17 protein-coding genes, 1 pseudogene and 1 riboswitch are annotated in these 18,304 nt (G+C 72.1%); of the genes and pseudogenes, 12 read left to right on the top strand and 6 right to left on the bottom strand.

Going from position 1 to position 18,304, the window contains the following annotated elements:
* The first annotated feature begins 202 nt into the window (after window positions 1-202).
* The 4 genes from ADY01_RS02025 to ADY01_RS02010 all read left to right on the top strand — a co-directional run bounded on the left by ADY01_RS02025 (window position 203) and on the right by ADY01_RS02010 (window position 4,257).
* The gene (locus tag ADY01_RS02025) at window positions 203-1,501 is read left to right on the top strand and encodes an ABC transporter substrate-binding protein (protein ID WP_049564567.1); all 1,299 of its coding nucleotides are present in this window, start codon (window positions 203-205) and stop codon (window positions 1,499-1,501) included.
* 122 nt (window positions 1,502-1,623) lie between these two features.
* Window positions 1,624-2,523: a carbohydrate ABC transporter permease gene (locus tag ADY01_RS02020; protein WP_049564565.1), complete on the top strand. Its 900-nt coding sequence runs from the start codon at window positions 1,624-1,626 to the stop codon at window positions 2,521-2,523.
* The gene (locus ADY01_RS02015; protein WP_049564563.1) at window positions 2,523-3,425 is read left to right on the top strand and encodes a carbohydrate ABC transporter permease; all 903 of its coding nucleotides are present in this window, start codon (window positions 2,523-2,525) and stop codon (window positions 3,423-3,425) included. The genes ADY01_RS02020 and ADY01_RS02015 overlap by 1 nt, the downstream gene beginning before the upstream one ends.
* A 94-nt stretch (window positions 3,426-3,519) precedes the next feature.
* Complete coding sequence (locus ADY01_RS02010) at window positions 3,520-4,257, top strand: hypothetical protein (RefSeq protein WP_053170422.1); 738 nt, start codon at window positions 3,520-3,522, stop codon at window positions 4,255-4,257.
* A gap of 59 nt (window positions 4,258-4,316) precedes the next feature.
* Here the strand turns inward: ADY01_RS02010 and ADY01_RS02005 are convergent, their stop codons facing one another.
* The gene (locus ADY01_RS02005) at window positions 4,317-4,541 is read right to left on the bottom strand and encodes a hypothetical protein (protein WP_234320005.1); all 225 of its coding nucleotides are present in this window, start codon (window positions 4,539-4,541) and stop codon (window positions 4,317-4,319) included.
* Between ADY01_RS02005 and ADY01_RS39620 the strand changes: the two genes are divergently transcribed.
* From ADY01_RS39620 to ADY01_RS01985, 4 genes are all read left to right on the top strand, one after another.
* Window positions 4,531-4,953 (top strand): hypothetical protein, encoded by a 423-nt coding sequence (locus ADY01_RS39620; RefSeq protein WP_199826143.1) that lies wholly within the window; start codon window positions 4,531-4,533, stop codon window positions 4,951-4,953. The genes ADY01_RS02005 and ADY01_RS39620 overlap by 11 nt on opposite strands.
* Window positions 4,954-4,988: 35 nt before the next feature.
* A complete protein-coding gene (locus ADY01_RS01995; protein WP_049564559.1) occupies window positions 4,989-6,011 on the top strand; it encodes a hypothetical protein in 1,023 nt (340 codons plus the stop codon).
* 174 nt (window positions 6,012-6,185) lie between these two features.
* Window positions 6,186-7,451 carry a caspase, EACC1-associated type gene (locus tag ADY01_RS01990; RefSeq protein WP_159000900.1) on the top strand — a complete coding sequence of 422 codons (1,266 nt, stop codon included), beginning with the start codon at window positions 6,186-6,188 and terminating at the stop codon, window positions 7,449-7,451.
* Between the two features lie 131 nt (window positions 7,452-7,582).
* Window positions 7,583-8,110 (top strand): DUF488 family protein, encoded by a 528-nt coding sequence (locus ADY01_RS01985; RefSeq protein ID WP_049564557.1) that lies wholly within the window; start codon window positions 7,583-7,585, stop codon window positions 8,108-8,110.
* 55 nt (window positions 8,111-8,165) lie between these two features.
* Here the strand turns inward: ADY01_RS01985 and ADY01_RS01980 are convergent, their stop codons facing one another.
* Entirely contained in the window at window positions 8,166-9,497 is a 1,332-nt protein-coding gene (locus ADY01_RS01980; RefSeq protein WP_049564555.1) for an aminotransferase class I/II-fold pyridoxal phosphate-dependent enzyme, read from the bottom strand.
* 57 nt (window positions 9,498-9,554) lie between these two features.
* Between ADY01_RS01980 and ADY01_RS01975 the strand changes: the two genes are divergently transcribed.
* Complete coding sequence (locus ADY01_RS01975; protein ID WP_049564552.1) at window positions 9,555-10,259, top strand: pyridoxamine 5'-phosphate oxidase family protein; 705 nt, start codon at window positions 9,555-9,557, stop codon at window positions 10,257-10,259.
* A gap of 119 nt (window positions 10,260-10,378) precedes the next feature.
* Window positions 10,379-11,065, top strand: a complete 687-nt coding sequence (locus ADY01_RS01970) for a DUF4232 domain-containing protein (protein ID WP_049564551.1) — start codon at window positions 10,379-10,381, stop codon at window positions 11,063-11,065.
* Window positions 11,066-11,100: 35 nt separating this feature from the next.
* On the opposite strand, the gene ADY01_RS01965 is transcribed toward ADY01_RS01970, so the two are convergent.
* A complete protein-coding gene (locus ADY01_RS01965; protein ID WP_049564610.1) occupies window positions 11,101-11,916 on the bottom strand; it encodes a CPBP family intramembrane glutamic endopeptidase in 816 nt (271 codons plus the stop codon).
* A gap of 45 nt (window positions 11,917-11,961) precedes the next feature.
* Window positions 11,962-13,458 carry a glutamate--cysteine ligase gene (locus ADY01_RS01960; protein WP_049564549.1) on the bottom strand — a complete coding sequence of 499 codons (1,497 nt, stop codon included), beginning with the start codon at window positions 13,456-13,458 and terminating at the stop codon, window positions 11,962-11,964.
* Between the two features lie 273 nt (window positions 13,459-13,731).
* Between ADY01_RS01960 and ADY01_RS01955 the strand changes: the two genes are divergently transcribed.
* Complete coding sequence (locus ADY01_RS01955; RefSeq protein WP_049564546.1) at window positions 13,732-14,301, top strand: hypothetical protein; 570 nt, start codon at window positions 13,732-13,734, stop codon at window positions 14,299-14,301.
* Between the two features lie 62 nt (window positions 14,302-14,363).
* Here the strand turns inward: ADY01_RS01955 and gcvP are convergent, their stop codons facing one another.
* Complete coding sequence (gene gcvP / locus ADY01_RS01950; protein WP_049564544.1) at window positions 14,364-17,255, bottom strand: aminomethyl-transferring glycine dehydrogenase; 2,892 nt, start codon at window positions 17,253-17,255, stop codon at window positions 14,364-14,366.
* Between the two features lie 182 nt (window positions 17,256-17,437).
* Window positions 17,438-17,535: riboswitch (glycine riboswitch) on the bottom strand.
* Window positions 17,536-17,670: 135 nt separating this feature from the next.
* On the opposite strand from gcvP, the gene ADY01_RS01945 reads away from it, so the two are divergent.
* Entirely contained in the window at window positions 17,671-18,060 is a 390-nt protein-coding gene (locus ADY01_RS01945; RefSeq protein WP_049564543.1) for a PRC-barrel domain-containing protein, read from the top strand.
* On the opposite strand, the pseudogene ADY01_RS40195 reads toward ADY01_RS01945, so the two are convergent.
* Window positions 17,964-18,304 (bottom strand): annotated as a pseudogene (locus ADY01_RS40195) (DNA polymerase IV); the annotation flags it as partial. The gene ADY01_RS01945 and the pseudogene ADY01_RS40195 overlap by 97 nt on opposite strands.

The following is an 18,304-nucleotide window of genomic DNA, read 5'->3' as shown; positions in this document are numbered from 1 at the left end:
GCGGCGTGCCCGCGTCCGGTTGCGTACGTGACCCAACTCCAAGGTGCGCTTCCGGTTCGTTATGGATTTACTTCTTGACTTCAACCGTTCGGGAGCCCTTGGATGACTGCCGGACAACGGGGCGCACCACGGCGCCCCTCGGCCGCGCACTCCCCCGCGCGCGCCGATCCCGTGTACGGCAACGAAGGCGTAGGGAACTTGTATGCGTGTCAACCGCAGAATCGGCGCGATGGTGGCGGGCGCCGCCATCACCGCCCTCACACTCTCGGCATGCAGTGGCAACTCGAACGGCGACGGCGGCGACGGCGGTTCGGAGGGCGGTGGCTCCGCCTCCGAGGTCGAGGTCTTCACCTGGTGGGCGGCCGGCTCGGAGAAGGCGGGCCTTGACGCACTGGTCGGGGTGTTCAACGAGCAGCACCCGGACACCGAGTTCGTCAACGGCGCCGTCGCCGGCGGCGCCGGTTCGGCGGCGAAGGACCTGCTCCAGTCCCGTCTCCAGGCCAACGACCCACCGGACACCTTCCAGGCCCACGCGGGCATGGAGCTCCTGGACTACATCAACGCGGGCCAGCTCCAGGACCTCTCCCCGCTCTACGACGAGCTCGGCCTGCGCGACGTCTTCCCCGCCGATCTGCTGGAACGGCTGACGCACGAGGATGAGATCTACTCGATCCCGTCGAACATCCACCGGGCGAACATGATGTGGTCCAACCCGGCCGTGCTGGAGGAGAACGGCCTGGACCCGCAGAGGGCCTACGGCTCGCTCGACGAGTGGTTCGCCGACCTGGACACCCTCCAGGAGGCGGGGGTCACCCCCCTGTCCGTGGCCACCGCGTGGACCCAGGTGCACCTGCTGGAGACGATCCTGCTCGCCGACCTCGGCGCCGATTCCTACAGCGGCCTGTGGGACGGCACGACGGACTGGGAAAGCGCCGAGGTCACCGCGGCCCTGGAGGACTTCGAGCGGGCCATGAGCTACACCAACGACGACCGCGACGGCCTGGACTGGCCCGAGGCCACGCAGATGGTCGTCGACGGCAACGCCGCCTTCAACGTGATGGGCGACTGGGCGATCGCGTCGTTCGAGGAGCAGGGCAAGGCCCTCGGAACGGACTTCATGGCGGCGCCCGTTCCGGGCACGGACGGGGTCTTCGACTTCCTCGCCGACTCCTTCACCCTGCCGGTGGGCGCCCCGCACGAGGGAGGCGCCGAGGCGTGGCTGGAGACGGTCGCCTCGTCGGAGGGACAGACGGCGTTCAACGCGGCCAAGGGCTCCATCCCGGCCCGCACGGACGCGGATCCGGCCGACTTCTCCGAGTACCAGCAGACGGCCATGGAGTCGTTCGGCCAGGACACGATCGTCTCCTCCCTGGCGCACGGCGCCGCGACGCCGGTGGCCACCCTGAACGCCGTCACCGACGCCACCAGCAAGTTCACCTCCGGAGCCTCCGACCTCTCGGCGTTCCAGTCGGAGCTCGCCACCGCGGCGGCCGCCGGCTGACTCGCGGCGATCACCCGGGGGCGGCGGCCGATCCGCGCCGCCGCCCCGGCGCCGGATCCGGACCACGCCGCGGCGCACCGCCGGCCCTCGCCGGCGGCGCACCGCGGCGCAGGGAGACATCAATGACCAGAACCCTCAAACGAGTCGGGGCACCGCTGCTGCTCCTGGCTCCCTCGCTGATTCTCGTGGGCGTGTTCGTCTACGGGCTGATCGCCGTGAACGTGGGGACGTCGACCACCGACATCCACACGGCCGCCCAGACCACGGGTGAGGAACCGTCGAGCTCCGTGGGGTTCGAGAACTACTTCGACCTCCTCGGCAACGAGGCGTTCCAGCACTCCTTGAAGAACCTCCTGCTGTACACGCTGCTCTTCCTCGGCGGCACCCTGCTCATCGGCTTCGTGTGGGCGTGGATGCTGGAGACCCCGATCAGGGGCGAGGGCATCTTCCGCTCGGTCTACCTCTTTCCGATGGCGGTGTCCTTCATCGCCTCGGGCGTGGTGTGGCGGTGGCTGCTGAACTCCGGCCAGGACGAGAGCGCCACCGGGCTCAACCGGCTCTTCCAGATGGTCGGGCTCGACTTCATGCAGAACAACTGGTGGAACAACGTCGACTACGGCATCACCGCGATCGCGATCCCGGCGATCTGGCAGCTGTCGGGCTACGTCATGGCGCTCTTCCTGGCGGGCTTCCGCGGTATCCCGCCCGAGCTGCGCGAGGCCGCCCGGGTGGACGGCACGAGCACCTGGCAGCTCTACCGGCACGTGCTGTTCCCGCAGTTGTCGCCGGTCGCGCTCTCCGCGCTGATCATCATCGGCCACATGTCGCTGAAGTCCTTCGACCTGATCATGTCGATCTCCAAGCCGGCGAACTACCAGACCAAGGTGCCCGCCGTCGACATGTACCTCTTCAAGTCGAGCTTCGACTACGCGAACGCCGCCGCCGTCGGATCGATCCTGCTGGTCCTCGTGGCCGTGGTGGTCGTTCCCTATCTCATCCTCACGAATCGCAAGGAGAAGTGATGGCCACGCTCTCCACCCGGGCGGTCCCGCCGCGGGAGACCGCGGGCATACCCGAACCGCGGGACAGCGGCCGGCGCGCGAAGGGCTTCAGCCTGGCGCGCACGCTGCGCTACGCGGCGCTCCTCTTCTTCCTGCTCATCGTCCTGATCCCGGTCTACGTGCTGCTGGTGACCAGCTTCAAGGGACCGGGGGACGCGGCGCCGCAGCGCGCGTGGAATCTTCCGTCCGACTGGACGCTCGCCAACTGGGAGACCGCCTGGGACACTCTGGCGCCGGCGATCTGGCGCACCACGCAGATGGTCGTGCCCTCGGCGATCATCGCCGCGCTGCTGGGCTCGCTCAACGGCTTCGTGCTCGCGCGCTGGTCCTTCCGGGGAGCGAACCTCGTGTTCACCCTCATCCTGTTCGGGATGTTCATCCCGTACCAGGCGGTGATCATCCCGCTGAACGAGCTGGTCCTGGACCTGTCCCTGCCCAGCGGCATCCCCACGCTGATCCTGCTGCACGTGGTGTTCGGCATCCCGATCACGACGCTGATCTTCCGCAACTACTACCAGAGCGTCCCGCACGAGCTCATCGAGGCGGCGCGCATCGACGGCGCGGGGATGCTGCGGACGTACTGGTCGGTGGTCCTGCCGCTCTCGATGCCGAGCTTCGTGGTCGTGCTCATCTGGCAGTTCACCTCGGCCTGGAACGACTTCCTCTTCGCGGTGTTCTTCTCCTCCAGCCAGAACGGCCCGGTGACCCTCGCGCTGAACAACCTCGCCAACGGTGCCCTGCTCCAGAACTACGGGGTCTCGATGGCGGGAGCGCTCTTCGCGTCGTTGCCGACCCTGCTGGTGTACATCGTCCTCGGCAAGTACTTCATCGGGGGACTCATGTCGGGATCGGTCAAGAGCTAGCTGTAGTGCCCTGTGAGGTCGGAGAGGCGTCGGCCCTACATATCGGACACCCCGCGCACTTCGTCCGATGATCGGGCCGCTAGCCTCCGTACACATGACCGACCCTCAAACTCGCGACCGGCTCGTGGGTGGGCTCGCGAGACCGCCGGCCCCCCGCGTCCTGCGGCTCGCCGCGGGCGCCACCGCGGCCTTACTCCTCGCCGACCTCGCCACGCGCGCCTACAACCGATACGACCCCATCCCGAGCATCCACAGGTTGGTGAACGTCGACGTCGAGGCCAACCTGGCGACCTGGTGGAACAGCACGCTGCTGCTGGCCGTCGCGGGCATGGCGCTGACCGCCGCGCTGCTCAGCGGGCGCGACGCGCGCCCCGGGCGGCTGGCCTGGCTGGGCCTGGCCGCCGCGACCGCGCTGCTCAGCATCGACGAGACGATCTCGCTGCATGAGCGCTTCGGCGAGGTCGGCCGGTCGTGGAAGGAGTGGGCAGGGGTCTCGCTCCCCACCCACGCCTGGGTGCTGCCCGGCGCGGTCCTCGCGGCGGCCGGCACCGTGTGCGCCGTGCTGTGGGCCCGGAAGCTCCCGCGTGACCTTCAGTACGGGCTGCTGGGCGCGCTGGCGGTATATCTGGCCGGGGCACTGCTGACCGAAACGTTCAACGGCTGGGCGCACCACAACGGCTACAGCCTCGTGCTCCTGCTGGGAACGATCGTGGAGGAGGGGCTGGAGATGAGCGGCTGCCTCGTCGCCCTCGCCGTCCTCAGCCGGTACATCACGCTGGAGCACGACCCGGCGACCGGGCGCGCGGTGGTCCGGCTGCGGGACGGCCGGTGACCTGAGTCAGGGACGCGGCGGCAGGGGGCGGCGACCTGCCGGCCCGAGCACGCCGTACGTCACGCAGCGGGTTCGATACGGAGGACGGCGGTGCTGTCCAGGGTCTCGACGACCTCCAAAGACATGGTGTCGTTGATGGTCGCGACGGTTCCCACGTCGCAGGTGAGCCCGACGCCACCGCCGCCGTCCGACGACACGCCGCCGCCACCGGAACAGCCCGCGACGCTGTAGCCCGACCCCGTCAGCGGCGCGGCCATCTCGACGGAACCGCCGGTGATCGCCATCACCTCGATCGGGCCGAGGCCGTACGCGGCCGGCACCGTCACCTCGTCCCCCACCGCGACCTCGATCTCACACGTCCCGTCGGCACACGGCCCCATCGGCGAGGGCGAGGGCGAGGCCGTCTCCGTGGGAGCCGGGGTGGGGTCGGACGCGGGTGACCCGGAGCCGGACGTGCTGGGCCGCCCCTTGTCGGAGGACCCGTCCGAGGAATCCGAGGAATCCGAGGAACACGACGTGACAGCGGCCAGCATGACGGCGGCGACAACGGCGACAACGGCGGCGGATGGCGTTCTACGCATCATGGTCACCATGGAACCCCACCGCGACCGGGACCCCTCCCCGCCCCGCTCCCTCGCCAGCCATTACGGTGACCTCCCGAGCGGCATGGAGGGGACTTTCCGTCTGGCCGCCTAAGGTTCCTCCGGACGCCTTCGAGAAGGGATCTGGCCATGGTGAGTTATTACGGGGACGAACAGCTCGGCCGCTACAACGTTCTCCCCAAGGACCACAAAGGGGACCTCCCCTACACGCCCCCGGATTCCATGTACCTCGACCGTTGTCCGGTGCTCTTCGAAGGGCAGCACAGTGGGCAGTACGTGATTCAGCCCGGGTGGGATGTCTATGTCACCAGCGACGAGATCCAGAAGGAAATGGCCCTGGATGACGCGTGCGGTCGGATCGCGGAAAAGACCGAGGGGCACTGGGCGGAAGGCGTCACGTTCGACAGGAGCAGGGTGAAGGTGGTTCATTCCAGTTGGATGGAGTGGCCGACCGACACGAACGAGTGGATCAAGAGCCAGTTCAATTGGGCCGGAGTCCACGGGCGTGCTTTCGCCGCCCACGCCGCCGGCGCGGCCCACCGCGCCTTCGTCGGGGTGCATGTGGGTTCGGCACCGCTCGTCTGCCGAACGATCCCGGTGCAGGGGCCACTCACCGTGCGATGGTCCTCGGCCGCTGCCGTAGCCGTCACGGAGAAGACCGCCGAGGGGTTCGACCACGGCTTCGGCGCGGAGGCCGGAGTCGAATACAACGGCGTCGGGGGCAAGATCTCGGGACATGTCAGATGGTCCAACAGCCAGGAGAACTCCGTGACCGTCGAGAAGCGACACGCGGACGGAAAGGACCTTTCCGTGGAGGAAGGGGGGCGGCGAAGGATCGATGTGCGTCTGTGCGCGGGGCTCTATTCCGGGTGGATGATCTACCAGGACCACTCCGAGCCGAATGATTTCGCGGCGTACCCCATGCGCGCGCCCGTCCACGTTCCCGGATGCGCCTCCCCCATGACGGAGCACCAGATGGACGCGTCCACGGCTGTTTTCTGCGCGCCGGAGCGCGGGCTCGTCGAGGAGTATTCCCACCTTGCCGCGCATCTGTCGGCCATCAGCCGGGATGGCGGCCTCCGAGCACCGGATGACGTGAAGAAGTACGCGCGAACCGCTCAGATCGGATCGGCGTACGAGGCACTCAGGTAGCCGGAGCACCCGGGAGTGGGGGGCGCCCGGGAGCGCCTTACACTGGCGCCCCGGGTCGGCAGGGGGAGGTCGGATGAGCATCGGCGTCCGGGAGTCGGGCGTTCAGCCGGTGGGCACGCGCGATTCGGAGACCTTTCCGAACGCCGGCGCGCCGCCGCAGCCAGCGTCCGGGGAGTGACGGTGGCGGGGCACGGGGTTAGCCGCGCGGCGTTACTGATCGCCAACGGCGCCTATGACAGCCCGGCGTTCGAGCCGCTGCTCTCCCCGCGTCAGGACTGCGAGGGCCTGGCGGTGGTGCTCGGCGACCCGGCGATCGGGAAGTTCGGCGTCGAGCGGCTGGTGGACGCGACGTCATACGAGGTGAGGAAGGCGCTGGAGCGCTTCCTCAAGGGCCGGGGACGGGACGACACGCTGCTGCTGCACCTGTCGTGCCACGGCATCAGGGACGACGAGGGCCGCCTCCACTTCGCCGCGTCCGACACCGAGAGGGACCTCCCGGCGTCCACGGCCGTCTCGGCGGCGTTCCTCAACGAGCGGATGGAGCAGTGCCGGGCGCGCACGATCATCCTGCTGCTGGACTGCTGCTACAGCGGCGCGATCTTCCCGGGGACCAGAGGCGACGACTACGTCGGCGTGAGGGAGGAGCTGACCGGGCGGGGCCGCGTGATTCTCACGGCGACCAACCGCTTGGAGTACGCCTGGGAAGGTGAGGGCGACGCCATGGGACCGCGTCCGTCCCGCTTCACGGGCGCGCTGATCGAGGGCCTGCGCAGCGGCGCGGCGGACGGGGACGGGGACGGCCGGATCACGGTCACCGAGCTGTACGACTACGTGTACGAGCGGGTGCGGCGGGCGGGGGCGCGCCAGACGCCGAAGATGTGGGCGGACCTGGAGTACCGGGTGTTCATCGCCGACGTCGGCGCGGGCGACAGCCGCCCTGAGCCCGAGCGGCGGGTTCAGGCGCGGGATACCGGAGCGCCGGAGCAACGCCGCCCACGGTCCGGCCATCCCCCCTCGCCGCCCAAACGCCGGGCCTACCAGGGCGAGGACGTCCTGGCCCAGCTGGATGTGAGCCCGGCCGAGGCGGCGTCGGGCACCGCCAAGGAGTTCCAGGCGGAGATCGCCGTCCTCTGCGAGAGCTGCCGAGGCGCCGAGACCGCGCCGGGCACGCAGGCCGTCCGCTGCCGTCGCTGTCTCGGGAGCGGGGAGATCGTCCTCGCCCGGAGCACCGGACCGTGCCCCACCTGCCGCGCCTCCGGCGTCACCATCCCGTCGCCCTGCCCCCGCTGCGGGGGTGACGGCCGCGTGCGCGAGCGCCGGACCCTCACCGTGCGGATCCCGGCCGGCGTGCGGTCCGGAACGCGCATCCGGCTTGCCGGAGAGGGCGACGTGGGGCCGGGCGGCGGACCGCCCGGCGACCTGTACGTCGAGATCCGCTGACGGCCCTTCGGCGAGCAGGCCAGGCTCCGCAGCAGGAATGGCCGACGCCTCGCCCGGATGGGAGCATATGCCCGTATCGCGGGGGAAGCTGATCGGCGAGGGCCACCACGTGGTCCGGGTGAGGCGGCGGGATGACGAACCGTATCCATACGGTGGGGCATTCGACGCGCGGCTTCGACGACATGCTGGAGTTGTTGCGGAACAACGAGGTCGACCACCTGGTCGATGTGCGCTCGTTCCCCTCGTCGAGCACGTTCCCGCAGTGGAACCGGCAGGCGATCGTCGACGCCCTTCCTCCCGATATCGGATACCGGTGGATCCCCGAGCTGGGCGGCCGACGGCACACGCCCAAGGGCGTTCCGAGCGTGAACGGTGCCTGGCGGGTCAGAGCCTTCCGTGACTACGCCGACTACATGGCGGGCGAGGACTTCAGGAGAGGGCTGGACGCACTGCTCGAACTCGCCCAGCACGCACGGCCCGCGATCATGTGCAGCGAGGCGGTGCCCTGGCGCTGTCACCGCAGGCTGATCACCGACGCGCTGATCGTCGAGGGCGCGGAGGTCGTGGACATCCTGTCGCCCACGACGGCACGGCCCGCGGCGCTGAACGAGGACGCGCGGGTCCGGAACGGACACCTGATCTATCCCCCGCGCCCCTGAGGCCGCCACGCCGGCGCCCTTCCCCGACCCGGGAGACGGCCGCGCCGCACATCGGTCAGTCCTGGCGGCGGGCCCGGGGAGGGCGGACGGCGGCGGCGATCGCGTCGGCGAGCGGCTCGATGTCGCCGGGCGCGAGGGTCGAGACGGTCAGCCGCACGCCGGGGGGCGCCTCGATCCGGAACCGCGCGCCGGGCGCGACCGCCCAGCCGGAGTGCAGGAGCCGCGCGACGGCCCCGGTCTCGTCGGGCACGGGCACCCAGACGTTGACGCCGCTGCGGCCGCACGCCCGCACGCCTCTGGCGGCGAGCGCGGCGATCAGCGCGCTCCGGCGTGCGCCGTAGGAACGGGCCACCTCCGCCGTGTCGACGGCGCCCTCGCGCCAGAGGGCGGCCACGGTGGACTGGATCAGGTGGCTGACCCAGCCGGGCCCGAGCCGCAGCCTGCCCTGGACCCGGTCCACGGTGACCGGGTCACCGGTGAGCACGGCCAGCCGCAGGTCGGGGCCGTACGCCTTGGCGGTGGAACGGGCCAGCGCCCAGTGCCGGGTGTGGCCGGAGAGCGGGTGGAGGGGGAGGTCCACGATGGCGCCGCCGTGGTCGTCCTCGACGACCAGCACGTCGGCGTGCGCCGCGAGCACCGCGCGCAGTTCCTCGGCCCGCGCGGGCGAGACGCAGGCACCCGTGGGGTTCTGCGCGCGGGCGGTGACGACCAGGGCGCGCGCGCCGGCGCGCAGCGCGTCGCCGGTCGGCCCCGGCAGCGGCCCGTCCTCGTCCACGGCCACCGGCACGGGACGCAGCCCCAGGGCGGGGATCAGGTCGAGGAGCGAGGACCAGCCGGGGTCCTCGACGGCCACCGGGTCGCCGGGGCGCAGATGGGCGGCGAGGACGCGTTCGACGGCGTCGAGCGCCCCCGAGGTGACGGCCAGCGGCCCGGGGGGAACGCCCTCGCGGTCGAACGCGGCGCGCGCCGCGCGCGCCAGCTCCTCGGTGACCGGCGGTCCCCCGTAGAGGACGGGGGACCGGTCCGCGCGGGCCGCCGCCTCCGCGAGGACCGGGGCGAGCGGCGGGAGCAGCGCCGGATCCGGGTTCCCCTGGGCGAGGTCGCGGACTCCGGGCGGCGCCTCGACCCGGATCTCCTCGCGCGGGGTGCTGGCGGGGCGGGCCCTGACCCTGCTGCCGCGGCGGCCCGCCGTCTCGATGACGCCGCGCTCGCGCAGGATCCGGTAGGCGGCGGCGACGGTGTTGGGGTTGACCCCGAGCGTGACGGCCAGTTCGCGCAGCGGCGGCAGGTGTGCCCCGGGCCGCAACTCCCCCTCACCGACCCCGCGTTCGACGCTGGCCGCGATCTCGGCGGCGCGGCGCCCCTCGATCCGATATTCTTCTAGCACAAAAGGAGTATTGCACTAGTTCAATGCGACGAGCAAGAGCGACCCGAGGAGATCTTCATGCCGACGAGGCCCCGCACGCCGACGCCCGCCACGCCGACGCCCGGCCCGGCCGACTACCCGCCCACCGCGCGCACCACCCCCACCCGCTCCCGCGAACGGATCGCCTACGACCGGGAGCTGGTGCACGCGATCCTGGACGAGGGGTACCTGTGCCACCTCGGTTTCGTCCGCGACGGGCACCCGGTCGTGCTGCCGACGCTCTACGCCCGGGACGGCGAACGGCTCTGGCTCCACGGCTCCACCGGCTCGCCCTCGCTCCGGGCCGATGGCGAGTCCGGCCTTCCGGTCTGCGTGACCGTCACCCTCGTCGACGGCCTGGTGCTGGCGCGGTCGGCGTTCCACCACTCGGTCAACTACCGCTCGGTGGTGGTGCACGGCACCGCCCACCGGGTGACCGGGGAGGCGGAGCGGCGCCGGGCCCTCGACGTGCTGGTCGACGGCGTGGTGCCGGGCCGGGCCGCCGACTGCCGCCCGGCCAGCGCCAAGGAGCTGTCCGCCACCGCCGTCCTGGCGCTCGACCTGGCCGAGGTCTCGGCCAAGGTCCGCGCCGGCGGGCCGAACGACGACGCCGGGGACCTCGACCTGCCGCACTGGTCCGGAGTCCTCCCCGTCGCCACCACCTACGGCGCGCCCGTCCCCGCCGAGGACGGAGGCCACCGGGGCGCCACGCCCGCCTATCTGAGGGACTACGCCAGGGGGTGAAGGCGGGGCGAACGCGGCAGGCGTGCGCGGGGCGGCGCCGGGGAACCCGTTCTGACGTGACCACGTCCAAAGGTCACAGCACTCCTCCGTATCGCCGACTCCCCCACCGGAGGATCCCGATGGCGTCCCACTCCGTACGCTCCGCGGCGCTCGCCGCACTCACGCTGCTCGCCGTCGCCGCCTGCGCGGAGTCCACCGACTCCGCCGGCGACGCCGGCTCCGCGTCGAACCGGACGGCCGAGCGACCCGCCGCCCCCGACAACGACACCGACACCGAGAACGCCCCCGACACCGAGGAGAACGCGCCCGCCGACGAGGCCGACCGGCCGGGCGCGCAGGACCGGGAGGGCGAGGGCACGGCCGGGGCCGGGCAGCCCGCGTGGTGCTCCCCCGACGCGCTGTCCGCCGCGGTGACCCCGCTCAGTCCGGGTGCGGGCAACCGCTACGCGGCGCTGGTGCTCACCAACGACTCGGGCGACACCTGCCGCACCCAGGGCTGGCCAGGTCTCCAGCTGACGGCGGGCGACGGCGACGCCATTCCCACGACGACCGTGCGCGACGACTCCGCCGACCCCGAGCCGTTGACCATCGAGCCGGGCGCCAGCGTCTGGGCGCAGCTCCACTGGACCGTGGTACCGGGCGAGGAGGACCCGGCGAACGGCGCCTGCGGCCCCGAGCCCGCCATGATCGAGGTGATCCCGCCCGACGAGTACAGCGCCACGACGGCCGACTGGTCACTGGGAACGGTCTGCGGCGAGGGCAGGATCGAGACCGCCCCGCTGACCGCGGGCGGGGGCCCGGGATAACGGATCGGGACGCGCCGGGCCCCGGGCCCGGCGCGTCAGGCGGTGGGGAGCCAGTCCACGCGGCCGGCCAGCAGCGCGTACCCGACGAACGCGACGATGTCGATCAGCGCGTGCGCCACGACCAGCGGCATGACCCGCCCCCACCGCCGGTAGAGCCAGACGAAGACGACGCCCATCGCGACATTGCCGAAGAAGCCGCCGATGCCCTGGTAGAGGTGGTACGTGCCGCGCAGCAGCGCGCTGGCGGCCAGGGCGCCCACCGGACTCCAGCCGAGCTGGTCGAGCCGCCGCAGCAGATAGCCGACGACGATGACCTCCTCCAGCAGGGAGTTCTGGATGGCCGAGGCGATCAGCACGGGGATCTTCCACCACACGTCGGGCAGCGACTCGGGCACCACGGTCAGGTTGGCCCCCGCGGCGTGCGCGCCGAGGTAGAGCAGCAGCCCGCTGCCGCCGATGCCCGCCGCGACCAGCGCGCCCCAGCCCAGGTCGGACCCGGGCCGCCCGGCGTCGAATCCGATGGCCCGCGGCCCCGCGCCGCCGGTCTCGGCGCGCTCGCGCAGCAGCAGGTGGGCGACCAGCAGCACGGGCACCAGCGAGGTGCTGATCGAGAACAGCTGCCAGGCCAGGTCGAGCCAGGGGCGGTCGGGGGCGCGGGAGCCGTTGAGCGTGGCGGCCTGGTCGCTCAGCCCGCCGGGGGCGGTGGCGTCGCCGACGAAGCTGATCAGCGCGGCCACCGCGCTGGCGCCCAGCGACAGGGCCAGGACCAGCAGCAGCTCGTGGCGCCTGGTGCGCTGGAGGGACGGGACGGCGCCACCGTCCGGTGGCGGATCCGTCGTCCGATCCGGCATGACCCGCACTCCGCCTCCGCTCCGGCGCGCCCGCGCCGCCGGGGGTCACGTCCCGGTCGGCCAGCTGTGCACGGGGGCGTCCGTCCGTGCCAGTTCACAGTACCGCCGGACCAGGCCGCGCAGCGCCGTCGCCCGGTCCGCCCCGTCGGCCACCGCCCGGTGGTAGGCCCGAGTCTGCCAGGCCGCCCCGGTGACCCCGCGCCGGCACCTCTCCTCGATGATCGACAGGTAGTGGTCCCGGTCGGCCGCGGCGACCCCGCAGGCGTCGAGCCCGTCACCGGCCAGCGGCAGGAGCCGGTCGGCGACCAGCCGGGCCGCGCCCAGCCGGACGGTGCCGGAGCCCGGCGCCTCGCCGGGCCAGGCGAGCTCGGCGTCGATGCCGTGGCGGCAGGCGGCCGTGAAGTTCCGCTCGGCGTCGGCGAACGGCAGCCGCTCCCACACCGGGTGCTCCTGGTCGCTCAGGGCGCGGACCAGCCCGTAGTAGAACGCGGCGTTGGCGACCGTGTCGACGACGGTCGGGCCCGTGGAGAGCACGCGGTTCTCCACGCGCAGGTGGGGAACGCCGTCGGCCACGGCGTAGACCGGGCGGTTCCACCGGTAGACCGTGCCGTTGTGCAGGGTCAGCTCGGCCAGCCTGGGCACGCCACCCGCCTCCAGCACCTCCCGCGGGTCCTCGTCGGCGCACAGCGGCAGCAGCGCGGGGAAGTACCGCAGGTTCTCCTCGAAGAGCTCGCCGACGGAGCCGATCCAGCGCTCCCCGAACCAGCTCCTCGGGCGGACCCCCTGCGCGGCGAACTCGGGCGGGCGGCTGTCGGTGGCCTGGAGGAAGAACGGCGGGCGCGACTCGTGCCACAGCTCGCGCCCGAAGACGAACGGGGCGTTGGCGCCCACGGCTATCTGCGCGCCGGCGGCGGCCTGCGCGGCGTTCCAGGTGGCGGCGAAGCGCTCCGGGGTCACCTGGAGGTGGAACTGCACCGAGGTGCAGGCGGACTCCGGGGCGATGGACTCGAACGTGCCCCGCAGCCGCTCGGCGCCCGAGATGTCCAGGTCGATGTGCTCCCCGCGGGCCGCCATGATCTGATCGTTGAGCAGCGTGTAACGGTCACGTGGCGACAGCGAGGCGGGCACCATCTGCTCGGCCGTGATCGTCGGCAGCACTCCTGTCATCACCAACCGGGCACCGAATTCACCGGCCATTCGGTCGGCGTATCCGATCGCGATGCGCAGCTCTTCGGCCAGATCGTCGAAGACCCTTCCCTCCAGGCCGCGCGGGGCCATATTCAGTTCCAGGGTGAATTGGCCCAGCTCCGTCTGGAAATCCCGCGTGGCCATTCGGGCGAGCACATCGTCATTCACCATGCGCGGCGAACCGTCGGAATCGGCCAGACACAGCTCCACCTCAAGACCGATCACGTCACGGGAGCCCTCGAAACGGCCCTCGCGCAGCAGCGTCGAGAGCGCCTCGCCACACGCCCGGAGCCGGTCCCGGAACCGCCTCCGGGCCTCCAGATCGAACCGATCCGCAACGACCTTCTCTCCCATGGCCGCCTCCCGTGCCGAACGACGTCATGCGGTCGATCCTGCCCACGTGACGGGGGTGGCACGCATGCCCCGGGTGGCGCTCCGCCCTCGCGGCGGCATATCCCAGCGGAATATGTGCGGCTCCCCGGGCGGGCCGGTCGGCCTGTTTTCCCCCTTGCCGTTACCTCGCCGGTCGGCTACTTGAAACGTAGGGAGAACAAAGCTCGTATAAACTCCGCCACGGCGTGTCTCCCTATAAGAGGCGACCTACTCCAAAGCGAGAGGCGACCCATCATGCCCCTGCACATCCCGACGGCTCCTGCTGCCGCAGAGCGCAGCATCCGGACGGCGCTCAACTCCTCCACGGTGACATCACCGCACCCGCTGCACCTGGGCCGGGGATCCCTTGAACCGGTGTCCCCCCTGCCGGTGCACCGGCTGTCCTCGGTGAGCGGCGTCATCGACCCCCCACCCGCCCGGCTCACCGGCTGGCGCTTCCTGCTGACCCGCGACGGTCGTCCCGTCGGGGCGGCGGAGACGATGCTCACGGCGGACGGCTGGGCGTTCTCCCACTTCTGCGAGGGCCCCTACATCGCGTCCACGGAAAGGGCCCTGAGCCTGGCCGAGTCACTGCCCGCCGACCACCAGCCCAGGCTGCTGTCCATTCCCGAGCTGTACATGCTCACGCTGTGGCTGCACTCCGACCCCGAAGCCGACCCCGAGACCGGCAGCCCGCTGCCGCATGACCTGCTGATGCCGCTGGCCCCCGCCCCGCCCGGCATCGCCGCGGACCACGCGGTCCGCACCGACGCGCTGCTGCCTCTGCTGACCAGCAGGCTGGCGCCGGTCGGCCTCGCCAGCTGACCCACGCCCCACCCGTCCGGGGCCGGCACGCAACGGCGCGCACCGGTCCCGGCCGTCGAGCGTCAGTCGGCGTACTCCGCCACCGGCGGACATGAACAGACCAGATTCCGGTCGCCGAAGGCGCCGTCGATGCGCCGCACCGGCGGCCAGTACTTCCCCTCCTGCCCGGTCCCCGCCGGGAAGACCGCCTCCCGGCGGCCGTAGGCGTGGTCCCATGCGTCGCTCAACTGGGCGGCGGTGTGCGGGGCGTTGACCAGCGGGTTGTCGTCCTTCGGCCACTCCCCCGACCCGACCCGGTCAATCTCCGCGCGGATGGCGATCATCGCCTCACAGAAACGGTCGAGCTCGGCAAGGTTCTCGCTCTCCGTGGGCTCGATCATCAGCGTCCCCGCCACCGGGAACGACATGGTCGGCGCGTGGAATCCGTAGTCGATCAGCCGCTTGGCCACGTCGTCGATGGTGACCCCGGTCGCCTTGGTCAGGGGCCTGACGTCGATGACGCACTCGTGCGCGACCAGCCCGCCGGGGCCGGTGTAGAGCACCGGGTAGTGCGGTTCGAGCCGCTTGGCGATGTAGTTCGCCCCCAGCACCGCGACCTGCGTGGCGCGGCGCAGCCCCGCGGCACCCATCAGCCGCAGATAGGCCCAGGCGATCGGCAGGATCCCGGCCGAGCCCCACGGCGCCGAGGCGACCGCGCCCGTGGTGCCGTCGGCGGGCGAGGGCCGCAGCGGGTGCCCCGGCAGATAGGGCGCCAGATGCGCGCGGACGGCCACCGGGCCCACGCCGGGACCGCCGCCGCCGTGCGGGATGCAGAACGTCTTGTGCAGGTTCAGATGGGACACGTCCGCGCCGAACCGGCCCGGCCTGGCCAGCCCCACCAGCGCGTTCAGGTTGGCGCCGTCCACGTACACCTGGCCGCCCGCGTCGTGCACGGCCGCGCAGATCCCGGCGATGTCCTCCTCGAACACCCCGTGTGTCGAGGGGTAGGTGACCATCAGCACGGCCAGTTCGTCCCGGTGCGCCGCGATCTTGGCGCGCAGGTCCTCGGCGTCCACGTCCCCGTTCTCGCCGGTGGCGACCACGACGACCCGCATCCCGGCCATCACGGCGCTGGCCGCGTTGGTGCCGTGGGCGGAGGAGGGGATCAGGCAGACGGTGCGCTGCGGCTGACCCGCCGCCCGGTGGTGGGCGCGCACGGCGAGCAGCCCCGCCAGCTCGCCCTGGGACCCGGCGTTGGGCTGGAGCGAGACGCTGTCGTAGCCGGTGATCTCGGCCAGCCGCTCCTCCAGTTCGCGGATGAGCGCCAGATAGCCCTCGGCCTGGTCGGCGGGGACGAACGGGTGCAGCGAGGCGAACTCCGGCCAGGTGACCGGCTCCATCTCCACGGTGGCGTTCAGCTTCATGGTGCAGGAGCCCAGCGGGATCATGCCCCGGTCCAGCGCGTAGTCCTTGTCGGCGAGGCGCCGCAGGTAGCGCAGCATCGCGGTCTCCGAGCGGTGCCGGTGGAAGACCGGGTGGGTGAGGAACTCGTCGGTGCGCAGGAGCGCCTTCGGCAGCGCGTCCGGAACCCTGGCGTCCAGCATCTCGATGCCGAACGCGTCGCCCGCCACCCCGAACGCCGCCCAGACCGCGGCCAGTTGGGCGCGGCCGGTCAGCTCGTCGCAGGCGATGCCGACGTGATCGGCGTCCGTGAGGCGGAGGTTGACCCCCGCGTCGCGGGCCGCGGCCACCACGGCCGCCGCCCTGCCGGGCACCCGGGCCGTGACCGTGTCGAAGAACGCGCCGTGCGCCACCTCGACCCCGCCGTCCCGCAGCCCGGCGGCCAGCAGGGCGGCGTAACGGTGCACGCGGCGCGCGATGCCGGTCAGCCCCTCGGGCCCGTGGTAGACGGCGTACATCCCCGCCATCACCGCGAGCAGCACCTGCGCGGTGCAGATGTTGCTGGTGGCCTTCTCCCGCCGGATGTGCTGCTCCCGCGTCTGGAGCGCCAGCCGGTAGGCGGGCGCGCCCCCCGCGTCGCGCGAGACGCCGACCAGGCGGCCCGGGAGGCTGCGGGCGTAGGCGTTCCGGACGGCCATGAATCCGGCGTGCGGGCCGCCGAAGCCCATGGGAACGCCGAACCGCTGGCTGGATCCCACCGCGATGTCGGCGCCCAGGTCGCCCGGCGAGGCGAGCAGGGTGAGGGCGAGCAGGTCGGTGGCGACCGTGACGACCGCCCCGAGCCCGTGGGCCCGGTCGATCAGGGCGCGCGGGTCGGTGACCGCGCCGGAGGCGCCCGGGTACTGGAGCAGCACGCCGAAGACGCCGCGCTCGGCGACCTCGGCCGGGATGCCCTCGCTCAGGTCGGCCACCACCACCTCGACGCCGGTCGGCTCGGCCCGGGTCCTGATGACGGCGACGGTCTGCGGCAGGCAGTCCGCGTCGATCAGGAAGACCCCGCCCTTGACCTTGCCGACGCGGCGGGAGAGCGCCATGGCCTCGGCCGCGGCGGTGCCCTCGTCGAGCAGCGAGGCGCCGGCGGTGGGCAGGCCCGTCAGGTCGGAGACGACCGTCTGGAAGGTGAGCAGCGCTTCGAGGCGGCCCTGGGAGATCTCCGGCTGATACGGCGTGTAGGCCGTGTACCAGGACGGGTTCTCCAGGACGTTGCGCTGGATGACCGGCGGGGTGAAGGTGCCGTAGTACCCCAGGCCGATCATGGAGTGCAGGACCGTGTTCCGCGCCGCGAGCGCCCGCAGTTCGGCCAGCACGCCCGCCTCGTCCCGCGCCTCGGGCAGCCGCAGCGCCTCGGTGTCCCTGATCGCCTCGGGGACCGCGGCGGCGGTCAGCTCGTCCAGCGAGCCGAAGCCCGTGTGGGCGAGCATCTTCGCCTGGTCGGCGGCGTCGGGCCCGATGTGCCGGGCGGCGAACGGAACGCCCTGCTCCAGGGCTGCCAGCGGGATGCGGTGATCGGTCATGGGGAGGCTCCTCCTGGTCGCGGCGACCTACGGCGGTGTCAGGCGGCGATGCCTGACGGGCCTCCCCCTCTGTCATGGCGACCTGAGAGCTTCACCGTGTCACTCGCGTGCCACGGCTTGCACCGTCGGTGAGAGCGGCGAGGGAGAACGGGCTCCGCCGTCACTCTGCTTTCCAGAGTGGCCTGCCTCGCGCGGTACGGGAGCCTGAGAGATTCCGGGGAGGAGTTGCTCCTTCGGCGCCCGGCACCCTGCGGCACCGGGACTCTCCCGCGTGAGGTCGTCAACCGCCCCCGAGCCTACCAGCGTGCCCTTCCACGGGAACCCGGCCGCCACTCGACTGGCCAGGCCGCGGAATGTGCTCTTACGTAGGTCATACCGGGCACACGGTAATCAGTGGCGATCAGTTGGAGGAAGCGTGCAGACCGACATCGACCCGCGCAGTCTGATCGGCCGCAAGGTCTTCGACCGCGACGGCAACAAGATCGGCACCGTGGACGAGGTCTACCTCGACGACGCCACCGGGACACCCGAATGGGCGGCGGTGCGCACCGGCCTGTTCAGCCGGGACGCGTTCGTGCCGCTGGAACCCAGCGAGCTGGTGAACGACGCGCTGCGGGTCCCCTTCGCCCGCGCGCTGATCAAGGACGCGCCCGATTTCGGGGTGGGCCGCCACCTCTCGCCCGAGCAGGAGCTCCAGCTCTACCACCACTACGGACTCGACATCCCCCGCGGCGGCCCGGTGGACCCGGCGCTCTCGCCCGACCGCGACTTCGGACGGCTCGCCGCCCCCGAGGAGGACGCCTGAGGGGCCGTGCCCGCCTCCCCCGCCACCAGGGGCAGCGGATCGGCGGGCCCCAGCTCGGGGTCGTCCGTCGGAAAGGTGCGCACCCGCCCCGGCACCGCGTCGCCCGGACGCTCGAACCGCACGGTGACGCGGCCGAGGCCGCTGCCCTGCACCCAGCCCGGCCCGAACCGCTCGTGCGCCACGTCGAGCCCCGGCAGCCACAGCCGCGCGACCGCGGCCTCCCCGTCGCCCCCTCCCCCGCTCC

Source organism: Streptomyces sp. SBT349, assembly GCF_001083795.1.
Classification (GTDB): domain Bacteria; phylum Actinomycetota; class Actinomycetes; order Streptomycetales; family Streptomycetaceae; genus Streptomyces.
The sequence above is the reverse complement of the archived record's forward strand: the minus strand, read 5'-3'. Positions and strand labels throughout refer to the sequence as shown.